This is a genomic window from Rouxiella sp. S1S-2, from assembly GCF_009208105.1.
Lineage (GTDB): Bacteria > Pseudomonadota > Gammaproteobacteria > Enterobacterales > Enterobacteriaceae > Rouxiella.
This window is the reverse complement of the sequence record NZ_WFKL01000001.1, coordinates 2,228,442-2,247,054: the sequence shown is the minus strand read 5'-3', so window position 1 is coordinate 2,247,054 and position 18,613 is coordinate 2,228,442. Positions and strand designations below refer to the sequence as shown.

Here is an 18,613-nt window from a genome sequence, read left to right as displayed (position 1 = left end):
ACCCGACTCGTTATGCCAATGCATAAAGTAAACCTGCTCCGCCTGCTCCCTCTCGCCAGTCTGGTGCTGACAGCCTGTTCGACCTTTTCGCCGACTACCGGGCCGTCAACCAGTCCAACGTCCCCCGAGTGGCGTCAGCACGAACAGCAGGTTAAACAACTCGAGCATTATCAAACACGCGGTGCCTTTGCTTATATCTCTGATAAACAAAAAGTTTATGCACGCTTCTTCTGGCAGCAATACTCCCCGCAAAGCTACCGCCTGCTGTTGACCAACCCACTTGGCAGCACAGAAATGGAACTTAAAGTGCAAAACGGCGTTGCACAGCTGACCAACAATCAGGGCAAACAGTACACCAGCGACAATCCTGACGACATGATTCAGAAACTGACCGGGATGTCGATTCCGCTGGTCAACCTGCGTCAGTGGATGCTGGGCCTGCCGGGTGACAGCAGCGACTTCAGCCTCGACAGCCAATATCGCCTGCGTCAGGTCAACTACAAGCAGCAAGGCCTGAACGGCAGTGTTACCTATCAAAGCTACGACACCACCACGACGCCGTCACTACCTAACCGTCTCGAGATGGCTCAAGGGTCACAGAGAATTAAATTGAAAATGGACAGCTGGACATTAAACTGAGATGACGCAAATCTGGCCATCTCCGGCTAAACTCAATTTGTTTCTCTATATCACCGGTCAGCGCGCCAACGGCTATCATGACCTGCAAACGCTGTTTCAGTTTATTGACTACGGCGACAGCTTGGCCTTTACGCCGCGTGATGACAATAAAATTACGCTCATCCCCTCGATTGTTGGCGTGCCGGATGAGCAGAACCTTATTGTGCGGGCTGCAAAATTGTTACAGCATCACGCGTCTGCTGCCTGCGGCGCCGATATTGTCCTTGAGAAACGTTTGCCCATGGGCGGCGGTCTCGGCGGTGGGTCATCTAATGCCGCAACGACGCTGATTGCACTGAACATGCTGTGGAACTGTGGACTTAGCGACAACCAGCTGGCCGAGCTTGGCGTAAGTTTGGGCGCCGACGTGCCGGTGTTCGTGATGGGTCACTCGGCATTTGCCGAAGGCATCGGTGAGGTGTTAAAACCGGTTTCACCGGCAGAAAAATGGTATCTTGTTGCTCATCCCGGCGTCAGCATTCCAACGCCGGCAATTTTTGGCGATCCTGAATTGATTCGTAATACGCCAAAGCGCTCGATTGATGTGCTATTGCACACAGATTACAGCAATGATTGTGAACCGATTGCAAGAAAACGTTTTTACGAGGTTGAACAGCTGCTTTCATGGCTGCTAGAATACGCGCCGTCGCGCCTCACTGGTACAGGTGCCTGTGTGTTTGCCGAATTTGACACAGAGGCGTCCGCCCGCGAGGTGCTGAGTAAAGCTCCGGCATGGATCAACGGTTTTGTTGCCCAAGGCGTTAACGTTTCGCCTCTGCATAAAACCCGCGCCGAGCTGATGAGAGCCGCAGCCAAAGCGTAGACAATCACAGTTTCCCGTTATTGTGTCTGTTCTTTGCCAGCCTCTTGGAATTTTTAGATTTAATCTGTATACCCGACAGACTTTCCCGCGCAGGGGGCAACGCCTGCAAGGGGAAAGAAGAAAGGTAAGATGTACCTATGTATATTGCTGTGGCTTCGCTCACCGCCCGGTGGAGCCATGTGCCGTATCTTTTCTGGACGCAAGCCTGAGGTTCTTCTCGTGCCTGATATGAAGCTTTTTGCTGGTAACGCCATCCCGGAACTAGCACAACGAATTGCCAACCGTTTATACACCAGCTTAGGTGATGCCGCCGTTAGTCGTTTCAGCGACGGCGAAGTAAGTGTGCAAATTAACGAAAATGTACGTGGCGGAGATATTTTCATTATCCAATCCACTTGCGCGCCTACTAACGACAACCTGATGGAATTAGTGGTGATGGTGGATGCACTCCGGCGCGCGTCTGCCGGTCGCATCACGGCAGTTATCCCTTACTTCGGTTATGCACGTCAGGATCGCCGCGTGCGTTCAGCGCGTGTTCCTATCACCGCCAAAGTTGTTGCAGACTTTCTTTCCAGCGTTGGTGTTGACCGCGTATTAACCGTTGATTTGCACGCAGAGCAAATCCAGGGCTTCTTCGATGTCCCGGTTGATAACGTGTTTGGCAGCCCAATCCTGCTCGAAGATATGTTGCAGCAAAACCTGGAAAACCCAATCGTGGTTTCTCCAGACATCGGCGGCGTAGTACGTGCCCGTGCCGTTGCCAAGTTGCTCAACGACACCGACATGGCCATCATCGATAAACGTCGCCCACGCGCAAACGTTTCGCAGGTGATGCACATCATCGGTGACGTTACCGGCCGCGACTGTATCCTTGTTGATGACATGATCGACACCGGCGGTACATTGTGTAAAGCCGCAGAAGCACTGAAAGAACGCGGTGCAAAGCGCGTCTTTGCTTATGCGACTCACCCAATTTTCTCCGGCAATGCGGTTGAAAACATCAAACACTCCGTGCTTGATGAAGTGATTGTTTGCGATACCATTCCGCTGTCAGCAGAAATTCGCGCCCTGAAAAACGTTCGTACTCTGACCCTGTCCGGCATGCTGGCTGAAGCCATACGCCGTATCAGTAATGAAGAATCGATTTCAGCGATGTTCGAGCATTAATCACTGTTTCCACCAGGTGAGTGATTAATAACAAAAAGCCCCAGCTAATGTTTAGCCGGGGCTTTTTAGTTTGTCAGCGCTAAAATCAGGATTTAATAGTTAACCTTATGAATGCTTATGGCCTTTACGGCAGCGGGCATCATAATGACGCACCCAATAGTAACGATCGACTACGCCTTCGCGCCCGCCGACCCTGGCCCCGGTCAGCCACAGTAGCGCGCCGATAAAAATGCACATAATTGCGCCGTGAGCAAAGAACTGCGGTAAGCCGAGATTCGGCAGCTGGTTAAGGATTGAGTACCCTACCCCGCCAATCATGGTCACTAATCCCAATCCCATTAACACATTGCCGCATACTGTTGCGTTTTTACGTTTCATACGTCGCCTCCGGTAATCCGTTGGGTTTCTTTGCGTCAGTGCAAAGCGTGAACTTCATCCTGTACAAATTATAGTCCGGCATAGAGCAACAGGTTGCGGGGACGATCACAGTGTGGAGATGAAAAATGACAAATCTTTACGCTTCTTACCGTTTATCTGCTTGAAAATCTAATAGTTATTAATTGCAACTATTAGATTCTGAACTAATTGGCGCTTAATTTCTTGTGCGGTTTGGCACGACGGCAAAGCACGGGTAAACTATCGGCCAGATTATTCTTTCAAGAAGCGAAATGAGCGTGAGCAGCATTAAATTAATCGTTGGCCTGGCAAATCCAGGTGCCGAATATGCCCAGACCCGCCACAATGCCGGCGCCTGGTATGTTGATTTATTGGCGCGTCAGCATAACCAACAGTTAAAGGAAGAGAGCAAATTTTTCGGCTACACGGCGCGTTTGTCACTCAATGGGCAAGACGTTCGCCTGCTGGTTCCCACGACTTTCATGAACCTGAGTGGCAAAGCAGTGATTGCCATGGCGAACTTCTACCGCGTCGAACCTGACGAAATACTGGTCGCACACGACGAACTGGATATTCCTCCCGGCGTGGCAAAAATCAAGCTTGGCGGCGGCAATGGCGGTCACAACGGGCTGAAAGACATTCAGAACCGGCTGGGCAACAACCCGAACTTTTATCGTCTGCGCATTGGCATTGGTCATCCGGGCGATCGCAATAAAGTCGTGGGATTTGTTCTCGGCAAGCCCCCTACCAGCGAACAAAAGCTGATTGATGCCGCTATCGACGAGTCGCTGCGCTGTACCGATATTTTGATGAAAGATGGGTTATTGAAGGCGATGAACCGACTGCACACTTTTAAGGCGGAAGTTTAAAACTTTTTAATCCCTTCCCCGCCGCGTCGTTGATTTGATGCCTTCATCGTCGGGGGAAGGCTAGGATGGGGGAGCAGCGACTACACTCTCCCCTTTGATTATTAAGGAATTACGTCCTGAGCTTAAAGGTCTCTTTACTGACTGATGTATCCTCAGTCTGGTAATCATCTTCCGCAACGTAATAATCTGGGTCGTCAAGTTCGTGACTGCAGAACGGCCCCGCTTTAGCGAGCAGCCTCACACAGTCGGCACTCAGATGACGCAGCCTGATAGATTTGCCCGCATCAAGATAGCGTGCGGTAATTTTGTCAATCGCCTCTACGCCGCTCGAATCCATGACCCGCGTAGAGGAAAAGTCCAACACCACATTTTGCGGATCGCTTTCAGGCGTAAACAGTTCGGCAAAGGCCGCGGTAGAGCCAAAGAACAGTGGGCCTTCGAGTTTATACACCCCCCATTCCCCCTTCTGCTGACGGCTGCGAACCGTAATGCGCGCGTGCTGCCAGGCAAAGACCAACGCAGAAATAATTACGCCGCTGATAACCGCCACCGCTAAATCGGTAAAAATAGTGATCAGCGTCACTGCCACCATCACCAGCGCATCGGATTTCGGCATACGGCGTAGGCGACGAAACGAGCTCCACTCAAAGGTGTTGTAACACACCACCAGCATAATACCCGCCAGCGCGGCGACGGGAATAAGCCCAATATAATCAGCCAGACTGACCACGAATAGAATCAGCAAAATCGCCCCAACCGTGCCTGATATACGGCCACGACCACCAGAGGTAAAGTTAATAATCGACTGGCCTATCATCGCGCAACCGGCGAAACATCCAAACAGGCCGCAAATCGTATTGCCCGCGCCCTGCGCGATACTCTCACGATTACCATTACCTTTTTTGCCGCCCATCTCATCAAGTACCGTCATGGTTAACAGCGATTCAATCAGACCCACCAAGGCAATCACCACGGCGTAAGGCAGCACCACTTTCAGCATATCCAGCGTAAAGGGTGCGGTAGGGAGCGCAAAGCTTGGCAATGTTCCTGAAATATCGGCCAGGTCACCAACGCGCAGGGTTTGCAGATGAAAACCAATCGCCACGGCAGAAACAATAATCAGCGCAGCCAGCGAGGAAGGAATAACGCGGGTGATTTTGGGGAAGATGACCACAACCGCAACGGCCAACAGCACTAGCGCATACATCAGCATCCCCTGCCCGGCAATCATATGCAGCTGCGCCAGCATAATCACAATCGCCAACCCGTTAACAAATCCGTGGATTGCCGGCAACGGCACCAGGCGAATGAATTTGCCCAAACGTAATACGCCAATCGCGATTTGAATCAGTCCGGCAAACAGCGTTGCCCACAGCACGTATCCCATGCCGTGCTGTGCGGCCAGACTCATCAACACCACCACAATCGAACCCGCCGCACCCGAAACCATTCCCGGCTTGCCGCCAAACAGCGCCGTAACAATGCCGATAATAAAAGCCGTATGCAGCCCAACAATGGGGGATAAGCCGGCAACCAACGAGAATCCCACCGCTTCGGGGATCATTGAAACTGCCACCACAAAGCCGGCCAGAACGTCATTTTTAACGTCCGCCGCCCTGAAGTTTTTCAGAGTTAACATCAGAAAGTCCACTATCTTAGGTTAAAAGTTAGGTCAAAAGAGTGCAGCCCAGACTGATGCAAACGATCAGCGGGCGATAAATCAGGGTGAATACCCTTAATATGTGGGGGCAAAACTCAGGGTGGACTAAGCAAGAAGTACATCCGGCATCGCTCTCATTAGTTAATTTTTAAAACAGTATCGGTAAATCATGCGATCGAGGCAACAATTAATGCCCGAAACGGTGTTCAAAAGCGCAGCACCACGTTTGTTTTGAGCCTTAAAAAAGATGCGGATCGAGTTAAGCACTCAAACTGTGTATAATAAGCGAAATTATGGTCATTACCTCAGGCAAATTAACTTAACCGCCTGATTATTAAGATATTAAGGTGATATAAAACATGGGATTCAAATGCGGTATCGTCGGCCTGCCGAACGTCGGTAAATCAACTCTTTTTAATGCGCTGACCAAAGCGGGTATCGAAGCGGCCAATTTCCCGTTCTGTACTATCGAGCCTAATACCGGTGTTGTGCCAATGCCTGACCCACGTCTCGACAAACTGTCTGAGATTGTTAAACCACAGCGCGTTGTTCCTACTACCATGGAATTCGTTGATATCGCGGGCCTGGTTAAAGGCGCGTCAAAAGGCGAAGGCCTGGGTAACCAGTTCCTGACCAACATTCGCGAAACCGAAGCCATCGGCCACGTGGTGCGTTGTTTTGAAAATGACAACATCATTCACGTAAACAACAAAGTCGATCCGGTTGATGACATTGACGTTATCAATACCGAACTGGCCCTTTCCGACCTTGAAACCTGCGAACGCGCTATTCATCGCGTACAGAAAAAAGCTAAGGGCGGCGATAAAGACGCTAAGGCTGAACTGGCCGCGTTGGAAAAATGCCTGCCGCAGCTTGAGCAAGCCGGTATGCTGCGCGCGCTAGACCTGAGCGATGAAGACCGAGCGGCCATTCGCTACCTGAGCTTCCTGACGCTGAAACCTACCATGTATATCGCCAATGTAAACGAAGACGGTTACGAAAATAACCCGTATCTCGATAAAGTTCGCGCTATCGCTGATGCCGAAGGTTCTGTCGTGGTTGCCGTGTGTGCCGCCGTTGAATCTGACATCGCCGAGCTGGAAGATGAAGACCGCGCCGAATTTATGGCTGAGATGGGTCTGGAAGAGCCAGGTCTGAACCGTGTGATCCGCGCGGGTTACGAACTGCTGAGCCTGCAAACCTATTTCACCGCAGGCGTGAAAGAAGTGCGTGCGTGGACTATTCCTGTTGGCGCGACCGCACCACAGGCTGCCGGTAAGATCCACACCGACTTCGAGAAAGGATTTATCCGCGCACAAACCATCGGTTTTGACGACTTTGTGTCCTTCAAGGGGGAGCAAGGCGCTAAAGAAGCCGGTAAAATGCGTTCAGAGGGTAAAGACTACATCGTTAAAGACGGCGACGTGATGAACTTCCTTTTTAACGTTTAAATTTTTTAAACGTGAAGTTTTCCGCGTCGGAAATGCTCTGTAGATGACTTTTCTGACCCATTATCCCCCTGTTTCCAGACAGGGGGATATGTTATGCGGGTTTAAAACATTGCCTTTTGAACAGTCACGATCAACGTTAATCTCGCTGTTTTAACCGATAAAATTGTGATTTTTTAAATATTTACTGCTTGAATAACGCCTTATTCGGGTGTGTGAAATGGACAATACGACCGTTTTGGCGCCCTATACCCTCGCTACACCCATTTTCAATGAGTTACATTTTCCCGTAATCGTCCCGGTGATTTCTACCAAGGGTGGCGAAGTCAATATCCACATGCCGACCTACTCAATCTTTCACTGCTCGAAACCAAAATTCCGCTGCTCAAGTTGGCCTATCACAATCATAACTTCGAGATGAAAAAATACGACGGCAAAAATGCGGATGAACGGGCACTTTTCAGGCACTGGCGCGAACCACAAACGGCCATTCCAGCATCTGTCGCCGGGCAGCACTAGCCAGATTATCAATTTTATTTATTAACAGGTTAACAGCATCACGGCCAATGGCTCTCGAGGGTTGTACGCTACGTTTTAATAACCCACTGCCTACAGAAAGGAAATATGAATATGTCCTCTTCAGCTCTCATCATAGGTGCGTCGCGCGGAATCGGTCTAGGCATCGTCAAACAGCTATCCGGGCGTGGCTGGCAGGTCGCTGCCACGTCTCGAGGAACATCCCCGAAGGACAGTCCTGCGTCCGTCAAATGGCTGACGGCAGATATAAATGATCAAGTACAGAGGCAGGCGTTGAAAGACCAGCTTTCAGGCCATCAATTTGACCTTATATTCATCAATGCTGGCGTCTATGGCCCGGCGCATCAGGAAGTCACGCAGGCGAGTGACCATGATATCTTCTCGCTTTTCATGACCAACACTTTCTCTCCGGTTCGCTGTGCGTCAGAACTTTTGCCCCTGTTAAAACCACAAACGGGTGTACTGGCATTGATGACTTCCCAGTTGGCGAGTTTGAATGAAAACAGCTCAGCGACTTATCCCTTATATGCCGCCAGTAAAGCCGCCCTCAATATGCTTACACGGGGACTATTAAGTGAAACTCAACTGAAAAACCATACACTGTTATCGGTCCATCCTGGCTGGGTACAAACTGATATGGGCGGAAAAAATGCCACGCTGACGATTGAAGAAAGTACTGATGGCATTACCAAGCAGGTCATGGCCTGGAGCGGCAAAGGAGGACATCATTTTATTGATTATTCGGGGAATATATTGAAATGGTAACTTAAAAAACGTAGCCCCTAATAACAGACTCAATGAATTATCAGTGGAAGGTTAATTCACCTGCTAACTTCGTCCCTCAAAACGGTGAAGTACCGCGCCAAAGTCATCTTGCTGCGCTGCAGTTTTACGTAGTCATTGAGCCTGCATTATGGTGCAAGCTTACTCATATTCTATAAACCACCCCACAAGCGTACTGGCATACCATTTCCCCTAAAACGACACCACCGTCACCCAATTAGCATCACGTCCAGCAGGCGCTTCCCCTACCCGCTTAAGCGCCCCTCAGACATTTTCTGGTTAATATCGTCTCGAGGGGATCGGCCAAAATAAGCTTTGTATGCCCGGCTGAAAGACGCTTCGGATTCATAGCCTACGGCAAAACCTACTTTACCTATGCGGCTATCTTTTTTTGAAAGCATGGCTTTTGCCAGCCTGAGTCGCCATTCATTTTGATAGCGCAGCGGTGAACGTCCCACCAAGCGATTAAAGCGTTCACAAAACCCTGATCGTGACATTCCAGCTATCGAAGCAAGTGCATCAATGCGCCATTGTTGTCCGGGTTTTTCATGGATTGCTCTAAGTGTACGGGCAATGTTTTCATCAGACAGGCCTCCAAGCCATCCTGATGCAGATCCCTGTTGGACCCATGTTCTTAGGATTCGAATAACGGTGAGATCTATCAAACGTGAAACCATCAATGCGCCACCTGGCTGCGAGTCATTAGCCTCTAACAACATAAAATGAAGTATGCCTTCTGCCCAAGTAGCCGTATCGATCTGTTTGATATGGATAAGATTGGGCATTGCAAACAGCATCGCTTGAAAACTGCTGACATCGAACCAAAATCGACAAATAACGACCTGCGCATCCCCCTCACTCATGATGATATTTACTGATGCCGAGTCGTGAGGAAGCAATACAATATCGCCCTGACTGATTGTAACTTGCTGCCCATCGATGCCCTCTATCTGCATCTCACCGCTTCGAAGCACGCAGACGTGGGCACTTTTTGCATCCAATTCAAGCCGTTCACCCAATGCCAATGTGCAAGAGTAGACGCGATCCCCGGTGAGGCGAATTTGGGCCAATACCTGCGAGAGAAGATCCCCTGATGCCAGCCCGTCCAAGCGCATCTCTGGAAGAATGGTCAAATTTTCGAGTGATTCGGTCATGTCGGTTCCACCTTGGTTCTGATAGCTTAAGCATCGTAATATTAACGCTTCATCGCTGTCATTAATGACACTTTACAGCGATGAAGGTTATCTCCTTCAAAAGATCTATCAAACAGGAATAGTCGAATGTTCGGAATAACTCCGCTTGGTTGGGTACACACATTAGGAAGCCTACCCGCCGTTCCATTGGCCGCTTATATGTTCATCAAACATGGCCGCATAGTTCCTCGGTCAAAGGCGGGCGTGGCCTACTTCTTTTGCATGTTGATCGGCTGTTGCACCGTTTTTCTGGTGGCACATCAGCCCATAAGTCCGGCAATTGGTGCCGTCACTCTCTTACTGTTACTCGCAGGTTACACTGTGGGTTTCATCCCCTGGAAAGGGCAAGCGGGCTTATACCTGGAAACCATCATACTGAGTCTGACCGCATTTTTTCTGATGGTCCCGACAGTATCTGAAACATTGCGCAGAGTGCCTGACAGCCACCCTATTGTCACAGACCCACAATCTCCTTTGCTCAGCGGAATTCTCGGGTTTATTGCCATCGCTCTGGTAGTCGGCGTGACAGCACAAGTATTTTATATAAGGAAACAAAGCAGGTACGTTGCTCGGTAACGCATTAGCCTCAAAGCCATACGCATTTAAAACTTGATGTTCTCTTAACGTTGACGCTAAAATAGGAACCAATCAGTTTCTAAGTGTACGATAAAAAGGCAGAGACATCCATGGCAAATCCGACTGGCAGTGGGCGACCGCGTGAATTTGAACTTGACGCCGCAGCCCATGATGCCATGCACGTCTTTTGGGATAAAGGATATGAAGCAACATCCTTGCCCGATTTAATCGCAGGCACCGGATTATCGCGCGGTAGCCTCTACAAGGCATTCGGCGATAAAAAAGGTCTGTTATTGGCCGCGCTTGATTTGTACATGTCCAAAGGGTTACGGGAGACTGCAGATTTACTGTCCCAACCTGGCAAGGCTAAGAATACAATTCGTGAGTCACTGTTACGCTACGCTCAACTTTCATCAGGTGATCCAGGATTACGTGGATGTCTCGTCGTTTCGTTAGCTACTGAAATGGCGGCGCATGATGCTGAGGTGGCAGAGCGAACCGGACGCATGTTCCGACGATTGCAGCAACTTTACGCGGGTGCCATCGTACGCGGTCAGGCAAACGGTGAGATCCCAGAACGCGATGAGCAGGTTATGGCGCGTTTTCTGGTATGCCAAATCCAAGGGATGCGAGTGCTGGGTAAAACTGGAGCGCCTGAAGCAGACATGATCGCTTTGATAGATTGTGCAATGCGTATTCTGGAATAAGATTTTTTTACCCAATAAGGAACCGATCGGTTCCATAAAGAGGCTTTTATGTCGACAACTAATGCTAAACCTGCTGAGCCACGGCGCTGGGCCATGTTTATGGTACTGCTGGTTGGCACGTTCCTCCCGCCGCTTGATTTTTTTATTGTCAATGTTGCGCTTCCTTCGATTCAGGGAGAGTTAGGCACGTCCTCCTCAGCAGAACAATTAGTTATTTCCTCCTACGCAGCATTTTATGCTGTGACATTAATTACCGGTGGTCGGTTAGGTGACCTTTACGGACGTGGCCGAATGTTTTTTATTGGCCTTATAGGCTTTACGGGCGCATCAGTGCTGTGTGGCTTTGCAGGGTCTCCATGGATGCTCATTGCCGGGCGTATTTTGCAAGGCTTGACGGCAGCTGTAATGGCACCTCAAGCACTTGCCTCTATTCAGGTTATTTTTCCCGAATCTGAAAAACCGCTCGCACTCAGCCTGTATGGCGCGATGTTTGGTCTGGCTTCCGTTATCGGGCAGGCACTGGGTGGCATCTTGATTTCATTGAACCTGTTTGGTGTAGGATGGCGAGCCATTTTTCTCGTTAACTTGCCAATCGCACTGCTGGTCATCCTGTTCGGTCTCCCTTTACTAAAAGAAACGCGGGCCAAGCATGCAGCCAAATTGGATCCCGGCGGCGTGCTGTTATCCATAGTGACACTGAGTCTGCTGATCGTACCTTTAATCGAGGGCCGTGCCGCCGGATGGCCTTGGTGGGTATGGTTATCGTTCATCGCTGTACCACTGCTGGCAAGTCTGTTCTGGCGCTATGAGACTCGGCTTAGTCAGAGGGGCGGTACGCCGCTGATCGACCCGGTAATTCTGCGCATGCCGGGTTTGGGGAGAGGCTTAGTGGTTGCATTAATGTTTTACTCCATCGGCGTTTTCTTTCTGATCTTTTCGGTCTATTTGCAAAGTGCCTTGCATAAAAGTGCGCTAAGCGCGGGACTGGTGTTTCTGCCATTCGGTGGCGGATTACTGCTAGGCCCACTGTTGACAGCTTATTTAAAGCGTTTTGCAGGAAACTATGTCAATCCGATTGGCATGGGGTTGGAAACCGTGGGATTGATTGGTATGGCATGCTTAATCTCAAATACAGCCATTGGGGCGTCGCCCTCAACCCTACCGCTTGCTTTACTGCTGTTTGTCATCGGCTTTGGACAGGGTCTTGGGCTGCCAACATTGATGCGGATGTTAACAAGCCGTGTTGCCCCTGCTTTCTCGGGCATGATTGCCGGGATAGCGAGTTCAACGTTACAAATCAGTACCGCGCTAAGCGTTGCTGTCATTGGAGGGGTTTTTTACACACTTCTCGGCGACCGTGATACCGCGGCAAATATCACGCATGCATTTCTTGTCTCAATTCTCTGTATCGCTTTCTGTCTGGCTTTGGGGGCAGGACTGGCTATTAAGCTTGCTCGGCAATCTGCTGATATGTCTGCGTTTAAAGAGCAAGCAGTCCGTTAAATTATGCACTTTTAAGTAACGCAAAAAATATTGATTCATCTACCAGGAGAAAACTATGAGTATTTATGATTCGCAGGTGGTTGTGTATGTGACTTATCAAGGAACGCCGGAGGACCGATTTGATCGGGAACATTACAATAATGTGCATCTCCCGCTGGTGATGCGTTCATGGGGTAAGTATGGTTTGTTAAACGTCGCCGCGTTCTATCCTGCACGCGAAGAAACGGGAACGGTCGCCGTTTGCGAATGCATCTTCCGGGATGAGGCGGCAATGGAGACTGTCTTTTCCTCCCCGGAAGTGCCTGAGGTGATGGCAGATGTTCCGATTTTCACCGATCTCATCCCCATACGTGTGCGTGCACAACGCTTATAGAGCAAAGTAGTTATAGGTATGTGCTGCTCAAGAGCAGCACATACCGAAACGAACTTGCCTAGCCGAAGAGAGGATAAAATGAATGGTTTTAAAAATGCTGCTCCCTTTTGCCCAGCTGACGTCGTTCTTTAAAGCCAACTTCTCATTATTATGGCAAGCAAGCTGTTATAGATGGTTTTTTTCTTTCAACCGTTGTGAATGCGCGGCCAAAAGGTCTCCTCGCGTGACAATTCCTACCATCTTTTCGAGATTATTATCGGCAACAACGATGAGTCGGCCAACGGCAGCATCAACCATATGGTCGGCAGCCTCGCGTGCAGAATGGCTTTCCTGAACAACGAGTGGCGGACGATTAATACAATCCCGAATAGTCAAATTATCCCGAAGATTAATATTAGCCAAATCCTTGCGAGTCACAATACCCACAATATGCTCACCTTTACGAACGGGAAAACCTTGATGACGAGCCTGCTCTGTATCTTGTTCTAACCATTTTCTCACCTCAATCAAAGACTGAGCGGCCTCGAGAACAATAACATTGCGGCTACAAATTGCGCCTACCGGGATGAGATCCAGGTAATCACTTCCATAATCAGCAGGAACTCTTACGCCACGGCGATGAATCTTTTCCGTCATGATGGTTTGGCGCATCATCAGGCCTGATACCAGATAAGCTGCTGCACATCCGGATAATAGCGGAAGAAGGCCGTGAGGCTGCTGAGTTGTTTCAAATGCAAAAATTACCGAGGTCATAAAAGCGCGGGATGCTCCTGCAAACAACGCAGCCATACCTACAAGCGCAGCGATACGTGGATCAACACCAAATTCGGGAAAATGCACTGACAATACCGTCCCTATTATTCCACCTAGCGCGCCACCTACCATAAATAACGGTGCCAGTGTACCTCCGGACGTACCACTTCCTAACGCGATAGACCACGATAAAAATTTAAAAAAACACAACGCAATCATAGCATTAAGAGCCATATTGCCATTCAGGAGAGTGGCTATGTTGTTATAACCCACCCCTAATGTTTGCGGTTCTATGAAACCCACTACGCCGATAACCAATCCGCCAATCGCCGGCCAAAACACCCAGTGAATCGGTAATTTCTCGAAAAAATCCTCTACCGCATAAGTAAATTTTGTGACGCCGATGGCCGCCACACCGAGTATCGCTCCTAGCATGGTATAGATAATCAGTGCGATGATGCCAGGAATGGCAATCGAGGACATGGCAAATATAGGTGTGCTGCCTTCCAGGGCATAGCGCACGCTTGTCGCGGTAACGACAGCAAGAGCAACAGGTATTAGCGAGCGAGCACGACGCTCAAACAGGAGAAGTTCAATAGCCAATAATATCGCTGAAATGGGCGCAGCAAAGATAGCGGCCATACCCGCAGCGGCTCCGGCGGCAAGTAATGTTTTACGTTCGTCGGTGGTAACCTTTATAAGCTGCCCCATTAGAGAACCCAATGCTCCACCGGTAGCAATAATAGGACCTTCTGCGCCGAAAGGGCCACCGGTGCCAATAACAATGGCCGAGGATATTGGTTTTAACCAAGTCATGCGTGCTGGAATACGGCTTTCATTTATTAGAACCTGTTCCATCGCTTCCGGAATGCCATGTCCACGGATTGCTTTCGATCCCCACTTTGCCATAGCACCCACAAACAGACCGCCAATAACAGGTACCACGATGACCCACAAGCCAAGTTGATTATTTGTTGGGCTGCTGAATTCGGTAGATATGCGACCAAAAAAACTGAAATTTGTCACTAATCCTATTAATCGAACTAATAAATTAGCGACGATGGCTGATACTCCCCCTAAAACGAGACTAAGGGCTCCAATCCAGAGCACACGTCGGGTCAACGGTTGAGACTTTTTTGCCATATGGGCATTAATAAGGGAAACTTCTAGCGAAGGCGAAATTGGAATCGAGCCGTGCAACGGGTCCATTGGATTATTGTTTTTCAACATTTAAAAAATGCCTTATGAAGAGAGTTCTGGCTTGAGATACCGGTTTTTTTGCATAGGAAAATTGGGTCAAGTGGTCATCATTTTTTGTGATTAAGTTCACGTTTCCGCCAGCCTCAAAATGTCCATTGGAACGCCCTTTTCGACAGCCCCTGGTTGAGCCTTCGGAACAGAAATGAGCACACCGATTAACAAACTTCTTTACGGATGAGTCATAACTCGAAGGTCAGACACACCTTATATACATCATGTTATGATATATATAAGGTGTGTTTCAACCCTAATTATTTTCGATTTACAGGTCAGAATATGAAAAAAAGTCAATACGAAGCCCTTTCCGAATTTCGCTATCAACTGCGGAGATTTTTACATTTCAGTGAGGAAGTGGCTAAAAAAGAAGAGCTTACCCCCTTGCAGTATCTTCTGATGTTGCACGTTGAGGGATTTCCGGGAAGAAGCTGGGCTACCGTAGGGGAGATTGCCGAGCGTTTACAAATGAAACATCATGGCACCGTTGCTTTGCTGACTCGTTGTGAACTCCTGGGACTTATTGAGAGAAAAAAAAGTACGACCGATCGCCGACGTGTTGAAGTTCATTTACTGGAGGAAGGCAAACTTCGCTTATCTCGATTAGCGGCGCTCCATGAGGCGGAGCTGCTCTCACTGAAGGATGTTTTTAGTGTTCATCAGATCACCGCTTTCAATGATGAAACTTTACCCGCTCAGGATGGTTTAGGCTAATAGGGTAGCGTCATATCAATGACAATACTTTATCGTATTCAGGCCAATGTCAGATTAAAGGGTTGCTCATCTAATAATTGACGGATATCTGTATTCAACCCTTTATCGGTAATTATGTCGGTCATTTCAGTCAGCTGAGAGACGCAAAATAATGAGTATGCGCCGTATTTACTGCTATCTGCCAGCAAGACACGACGACGAGCATTTTTTGCCAGATCCTGCTTTAGCCCCGCTTTTTCTTCTGTGGGTGTGGTGATGCCTTTGTCCAGGCTCCACGAATTACAGCTGATAAACGCGATATCCGGATACATGCTTCTTAGCAACTTTCTCCCATGTTCACCCACGCAGGACTGACTGCTGTCGTCTATGCGCCCACCTATGATAGTTACTTCAATTTGTTTGAACTCGGATAAAAACAGCGCGATCCGCAAATCTGCGGTGATCACCCTTAGTGGAAAATGTGTCAAGTTGCGGGCAAGTTCAAGCATGGTTGTTCCCGCGTCTAGCACGACGGCATCACCCGGTTTTACCATCGATGCCGCGACTTCGGCGATAACCTGCTTTTCTTGCAGGCTTAGCTGGAGTTTCTCATTGGTGGTTGGCTGGTTGGGGATAAAGCGGTTAAGCGTAACCCCGCCGTGGCTGCGGCTGATTACGCCCTGTTCATCCAATTTTATCAGGTCGCGGCGAATGGTTGCCGGGGATGCCGAAATAGCGGCAACCAGCTGTTCAACGGTGACCAGGTTATGACTTTTCAGAAAATCCATAATCTGATCGAGGCGGCTTTGTCCGGTCAACGTGATTCCTTTTTCCCTGCGCTGCTGACGTAGGATTACGCCAGTTGAACGGCTAACTGAATTGATATCGCCATGCTCTCAGACTTGGCTTTTCCTGTCCACGCAATATCAAACGCAGTGCCATGATCTGCTGATGTTCGGATGAACGGCAATCCGGCGGTAATGTTTACACCGTCATAAAATCCCATGAGCTTCAAAGGGATATGTCCCTGGTCATGATACATTGCCACCACAATGTCGTACATGCCTTCATAGGTTTGAAGGAACACGGTATCCGGTGGGCATGGGCCAACGACGTTAAGACCTTGAGCTTTCATTTTTTCGACAGATGGCCCAACAATCTTGATTTCTTCATCACCAAACAGGCCATTTTCACCGGCATGGGGATTCACACCGGCTACGGCAATGCGTGGATTATCATAGCCAACACGACGCAGGAAAGTGTCCGCCATTTGAATAACCGTTTCGACGCGGTCTTGATTCAACGTATCGAGGAACTTGCGCAGTGCAATATGAGTCGTCACATGGATAACTTTGAGTTTTTCAGTAAAAAGCACCATGGCGTAGTCACGACTGTGAGTCAGTTTCGCCAGTAATTCTGTATGCCCCGGATAAATATGCCCGGCAGAATGCAAGGCTTCTTTGTTTAGTGGTGCAGTCGCAACCCCTTGAACTTGTCCGGCCATGGCCAGCTCTGTTGCGCGTTTCACACAGCGGTATGCTAAATCTCCCGCCTCTTTCTGCACTTTTCCAGGCACTAGCGCATCGGGATGGGCCAGTGGCTCATCAATGACATTGATGACGCCCGGCGCAAAATGTGCCTGTGAAACGTCATTAATGACTCGCAACTCAGCCGCCGGGGTTATCCCCAATGCGAGGATACGGCGAAATGTAGCGGCACAACCGACCACGACCGCTTTTGTACCAGACAACTCACCTTCAGCTAGCGCTTTAAGAATGATTTCCGGGCCAATACCAGCAGGATCGCCCATAGTTACTGCAATAATTTTATTCACTCAACTTCTCCTCAATAAAGCGTAAAACTTCAAGTAGTGTATTTTCATGGCCGAATCCGCCCGCTTTGGTCAGCACGGGGAGACATTCAATCTGACTCTCTTGCAGATATCCCCAAGGAACGCAGCCCGCTATCTGGCCTTTAATCTCAAACCCTGTAGCACCCAGTGCGCGCGCAACGGCCAGGGCGATGTCACCGCCGGACAAATAAACGCCGCCCGGTCGTGTTTCAATTTTCTGAAAAACGTGTTGAATTAGCTGCCCGATAAACGTGGCAATGCTGTTCCCCATGTGCTGGCGGCTGATTTGATTTTGCTGGCAAAATTGAGCAACGTACTGCCTCTGATCTGTGTTTTGACAAGTACTGACAATGCAGTGCTTTCCCTTCTCGATTGCGCTGCAAATCTGCGTCGAGAGTTGGGTCAGCCACTGTGTTGCTCTATCTGTAAAGAGCATAAGCACGTCAATATTAATGAGCGCGGCCGAACGGTGCTGCAAAGCAAAAGCAATCTGTCCCGCAGCCGCTTCACTCATTGAGCCGACTACGGCCAGCACGGGAGCTGGCCTGCGCACCTCAAAGGGGGTGGACGTCTTAATTCCGCTCAAACAATGGCTGGCCAACGCCTGACTTAATCCGGATGCGCCAACCAGCAGCGGTCTGAATGGCAAAGTCTCGGCAGCCTGGACAAGACGCGCCAAGTCTTCTGACGTTTGGCTGTCAGCAATCACAATGCGAATACCCGCATCCACCAGCGCGGTAAGTTGGGTCTGAAAGTCATTGGCACGAAGCGCGTGAAGTGAAACATGATGCTGGCGCAGTGCCGTTTGTTCTGCGAGGCGCTTGCCCACGCTTGCCGTGTTCACCGGCGTTTTGGGGTCGGTACCAAATTCGGTGTCTGTGAGCAGGCAACCATTGACATAACAGAGTCCTTCTATCACCACGCGGCCCAAGTCAGGCACCGCGGTGGCAACAATTGCCAGCGGGCAATCAAGCGCCATCAGGGCAGCTTCTGTTTCTGCCCCGGGGTTGCCACGAAGCGTAGAATCCATTTTTTTGAACACCCAGCGGCGGCTTGAAAATGTCGGCAAAGCAGCCTGAATAACCCTTCTCACGCTTTGTGCCGCCTCAGTAGCGTTTAATGCGCGGCTGTCGGTGCTATAAATTGATGCCCGTCTATCCCCTTCACTCTTTGTGCAATGGGTCAGATCAAATCGCACGCAAACGGCCATCCCATGCTCAACCAATGCCACCCCGGTGTCGTTCGCTCCAGTAAAGTCATCGGCGATCACCAGAATTTGCACTGGCGCTCGAGGGTCTGTGGTTGTCACTGTTTCGGCCATCATGGCTCCGTGATGATAAAGTCAGGT

General features: G+C 49.6%; 18 protein-coding genes. 11 read left to right on the top strand and 7 right to left on the bottom strand.

Annotated elements, in window-relative coordinates; translation table 11 throughout:
* The first annotated feature begins 12 nt into the window (after positions 1-12).
* From lolB to prs, 3 genes are all read left to right on the top strand, one after another.
* The gene (lolB, locus tag GA565_RS10560) at positions 13-639 is read left to right on the top strand and encodes a lipoprotein insertase outer membrane protein LolB (RefSeq protein WP_152198415.1); all 627 of its coding nucleotides are present in this window, start codon (positions 13-15) and stop codon (positions 637-639) included.
* Position 640: 1 nt separating this feature from the next.
* The gene (ispE, locus tag GA565_RS10555) at positions 641-1,501 is read left to right on the top strand and encodes a 4-(cytidine 5'-diphospho)-2-C-methyl-D-erythritol kinase (RefSeq protein WP_152198414.1); all 861 of its coding nucleotides are present in this window, start codon (positions 641-643) and stop codon (positions 1,499-1,501) included.
* 219 nt (positions 1,502-1,720) lie between these two features.
* On the top strand, positions 1,721-2,668 hold the full coding sequence (gene prs / locus GA565_RS10550; protein ID WP_139804047.1) for a ribose-phosphate diphosphokinase: 948 nt from the start codon (positions 1,721-1,723) through the stop codon (positions 2,666-2,668).
* A 105-nt stretch (positions 2,669-2,773) separates the two neighbouring features.
* Here prs and ychH read toward each other — a convergent pair whose 3' ends face one another.
* Complete coding sequence (gene ychH, locus GA565_RS10545) at positions 2,774-3,046, bottom strand: stress-induced protein YchH (RefSeq protein WP_152198413.1); 273 nt, start codon at positions 3,044-3,046, stop codon at positions 2,774-2,776.
* 296 nt (positions 3,047-3,342) lie between these two features.
* Between ychH and pth the strand changes: the two genes are divergently transcribed.
* Positions 3,343-3,933, top strand: coding sequence for an aminoacyl-tRNA hydrolase (pth, locus tag GA565_RS10540; RefSeq protein ID WP_055771007.1), 591 nt, complete (start codon positions 3,343-3,345; stop codon positions 3,931-3,933).
* A gap of 109 nt (positions 3,934-4,042) precedes the next feature.
* Here pth and GA565_RS10535 read toward each other — a convergent pair whose 3' ends face one another.
* Entirely contained in the window at positions 4,043-5,572 is a 1,530-nt protein-coding gene (locus GA565_RS10535) for a SulP family inorganic anion transporter (RefSeq protein WP_152198412.1), read from the bottom strand.
* Between the two features lie 380 nt (positions 5,573-5,952).
* On the opposite strand from GA565_RS10535, the gene ychF reads away from it, so the two are divergent.
* Together ychF and GA565_RS10525 are read left to right on the top strand one after the other, a co-directional pair.
* Positions 5,953-7,044: a redox-regulated ATPase YchF gene (gene ychF, locus GA565_RS10530; RefSeq protein WP_055770996.1), complete on the top strand. Its 1,092-nt coding sequence runs from the start codon at positions 5,953-5,955 to the stop codon at positions 7,042-7,044.
* A 621-nt stretch (positions 7,045-7,665) separates the two neighbouring features.
* A complete protein-coding gene (locus tag GA565_RS10525) occupies positions 7,666-8,343 on the top strand; it encodes an SDR family oxidoreductase (RefSeq protein WP_152198411.1) in 678 nt (225 codons plus the stop codon).
* A 263-nt stretch (positions 8,344-8,606) separates the two neighbouring features.
* On the opposite strand, the gene GA565_RS10520 is transcribed toward GA565_RS10525, so the two are convergent.
* The gene (locus GA565_RS10520; protein WP_152198410.1) at positions 8,607-9,515 is read right to left on the bottom strand and encodes an AraC family transcriptional regulator; all 909 of its coding nucleotides are present in this window, start codon (positions 9,513-9,515) and stop codon (positions 8,607-8,609) included.
* Between the two features lie 126 nt (positions 9,516-9,641).
* Here GA565_RS10520 and GA565_RS10515 point away from each other — a divergent pair, with 126 nt between their 5' ends.
* The 4 genes from GA565_RS10515 to GA565_RS10500 all read left to right on the top strand — a co-directional run bounded on the left by GA565_RS10515 (position 9,642) and on the right by GA565_RS10500 (position 12,713).
* On the top strand, positions 9,642-10,130 hold the full coding sequence (locus GA565_RS10515; RefSeq protein WP_152198409.1) for a hypothetical protein: 489 nt from the start codon (positions 9,642-9,644) through the stop codon (positions 10,128-10,130).
* Between the two features lie 110 nt (positions 10,131-10,240).
* Positions 10,241-10,837, top strand: coding sequence for a TetR/AcrR family transcriptional regulator (locus GA565_RS10510; protein ID WP_152198408.1), 597 nt, complete (start codon positions 10,241-10,243; stop codon positions 10,835-10,837).
* Positions 10,838-10,885: 48 nt separating this feature from the next.
* Positions 10,886-12,340, top strand: a complete 1,455-nt coding sequence (locus tag GA565_RS10505) for an MFS transporter (RefSeq protein ID WP_152198407.1) — start codon at positions 10,886-10,888, stop codon at positions 12,338-12,340.
* Between the two features lie 55 nt (positions 12,341-12,395).
* Entirely contained in the window at positions 12,396-12,713 is a 318-nt protein-coding gene (locus tag GA565_RS10500) for an EthD family reductase (RefSeq protein WP_152198406.1), read from the top strand.
* Positions 12,714-12,878: 165 nt separating this feature from the next.
* Here the strand turns inward: GA565_RS10500 and GA565_RS10495 are convergent, their stop codons facing one another.
* A complete protein-coding gene (locus GA565_RS10495) occupies positions 12,879-14,696 on the bottom strand; it encodes a chloride channel protein (protein WP_226950946.1) in 1,818 nt (605 codons plus the stop codon).
* Between the two features lie 306 nt (positions 14,697-15,002).
* On the opposite strand from GA565_RS10495, the gene GA565_RS10490 reads away from it, so the two are divergent.
* A complete protein-coding gene (locus GA565_RS10490; RefSeq protein ID WP_152198405.1) occupies positions 15,003-15,434 on the top strand; it encodes a MarR family winged helix-turn-helix transcriptional regulator in 432 nt (143 codons plus the stop codon).
* A gap of 38 nt (positions 15,435-15,472) precedes the next feature.
* Here the strand turns inward: GA565_RS10490 and GA565_RS10485 are convergent, their stop codons facing one another.
* The 3 genes from GA565_RS10485 to GA565_RS10475 are packed head-to-tail and all read right to left on the bottom strand — an operon-like array spanning position 15,473 to position 18,589.
* On the bottom strand, positions 15,473-16,231 hold the full coding sequence (locus GA565_RS10485) for a DeoR/GlpR family DNA-binding transcription regulator (RefSeq protein ID WP_255474452.1): 759 nt from the start codon (positions 16,229-16,231) through the stop codon (positions 15,473-15,475).
* A 35-nt stretch (positions 16,232-16,266) separates the two neighbouring features.
* Positions 16,267-17,247, bottom strand: a complete 981-nt coding sequence (locus GA565_RS10480) for a D-threonate 4-phosphate dehydrogenase (RefSeq protein WP_152198404.1) — start codon at positions 17,245-17,247, stop codon at positions 16,267-16,269.
* On the bottom strand, positions 17,240-18,589 hold the full coding sequence (locus GA565_RS10475) for a four-carbon acid sugar kinase family protein (RefSeq protein ID WP_226950945.1): 1,350 nt from the start codon (positions 18,587-18,589) through the stop codon (positions 17,240-17,242). Before GA565_RS10475 ends, GA565_RS10480 begins: the two co-directional genes overlap by 8 nt.
* Positions 18,590-18,613: the final 24 nt, after the last annotated feature.

Excerpts from the sequence above, each read along its gene's own strand:
- lolB (WP_152198415.1), top strand. The coding sequence starts at position 13 with ATGCCAATGCATAAAGTAAACCTGCTCCGCCTGCTCCCTCTCGCCAGT.
- ychH (WP_152198413.1), bottom strand. The coding sequence starts at position 3,046 with ATGAAACGTAAAAACGCAACAGTATGCGGCAATGTGTTAATGGGATTG.
- ispE (WP_152198414.1), top strand. The coding sequence starts at position 641 with ATGACGCAAATCTGGCCATCTCCGGCTAAACTCAATTTGTTTCTCTAT.
- GA565_RS10520 (WP_152198410.1), bottom strand. The coding sequence starts at position 9,515 with ATGACCGAATCACTCGAAAATTTGACCATTCTTCCAGAGATGCGCTTG.
- GA565_RS10500 (WP_152198406.1), top strand. The coding sequence starts at position 12,396 with ATGAGTATTTATGATTCGCAGGTGGTTGTGTATGTGACTTATCAAGGA.
- ychF (WP_055770996.1), top strand. The coding sequence starts at position 5,953 with ATGGGATTCAAATGCGGTATCGTCGGCCTGCCGAACGTCGGTAAATCA.
- GA565_RS10495 (WP_226950946.1), bottom strand. The coding sequence starts at position 14,696 with ATGTTGAAAAACAATAATCCAATGGACCCGTTGCACGGCTCGATTCCA.
- GA565_RS10525 (WP_152198411.1), top strand. The coding sequence starts at position 7,666 with ATGAATATGTCCTCTTCAGCTCTCATCATAGGTGCGTCGCGCGGAATC.
- GA565_RS10505 (WP_152198407.1), top strand. The coding sequence starts at position 10,886 with ATGTCGACAACTAATGCTAAACCTGCTGAGCCACGGCGCTGGGCCATG.
- GA565_RS10535 (WP_152198412.1), bottom strand. The coding sequence starts at position 5,572 with ATGTTAACTCTGAAAAACTTCAGGGCGGCGGACGTTAAAAATGACGTT.
- GA565_RS10475 (WP_226950945.1), bottom strand. The coding sequence starts at position 18,589 with ATGATGGCCGAAACAGTGACAACCACAGACCCTCGAGCGCCAGTGCAA.
- GA565_RS10510 (WP_152198408.1), top strand. The coding sequence starts at position 10,241 with ATGGCAAATCCGACTGGCAGTGGGCGACCGCGTGAATTTGAACTTGAC.
- GA565_RS10515 (WP_152198409.1), top strand. The coding sequence starts at position 9,642 with ATGTTCGGAATAACTCCGCTTGGTTGGGTACACACATTAGGAAGCCTA.
- GA565_RS10490 (WP_152198405.1), top strand. The coding sequence starts at position 15,003 with ATGAAAAAAAGTCAATACGAAGCCCTTTCCGAATTTCGCTATCAACTG.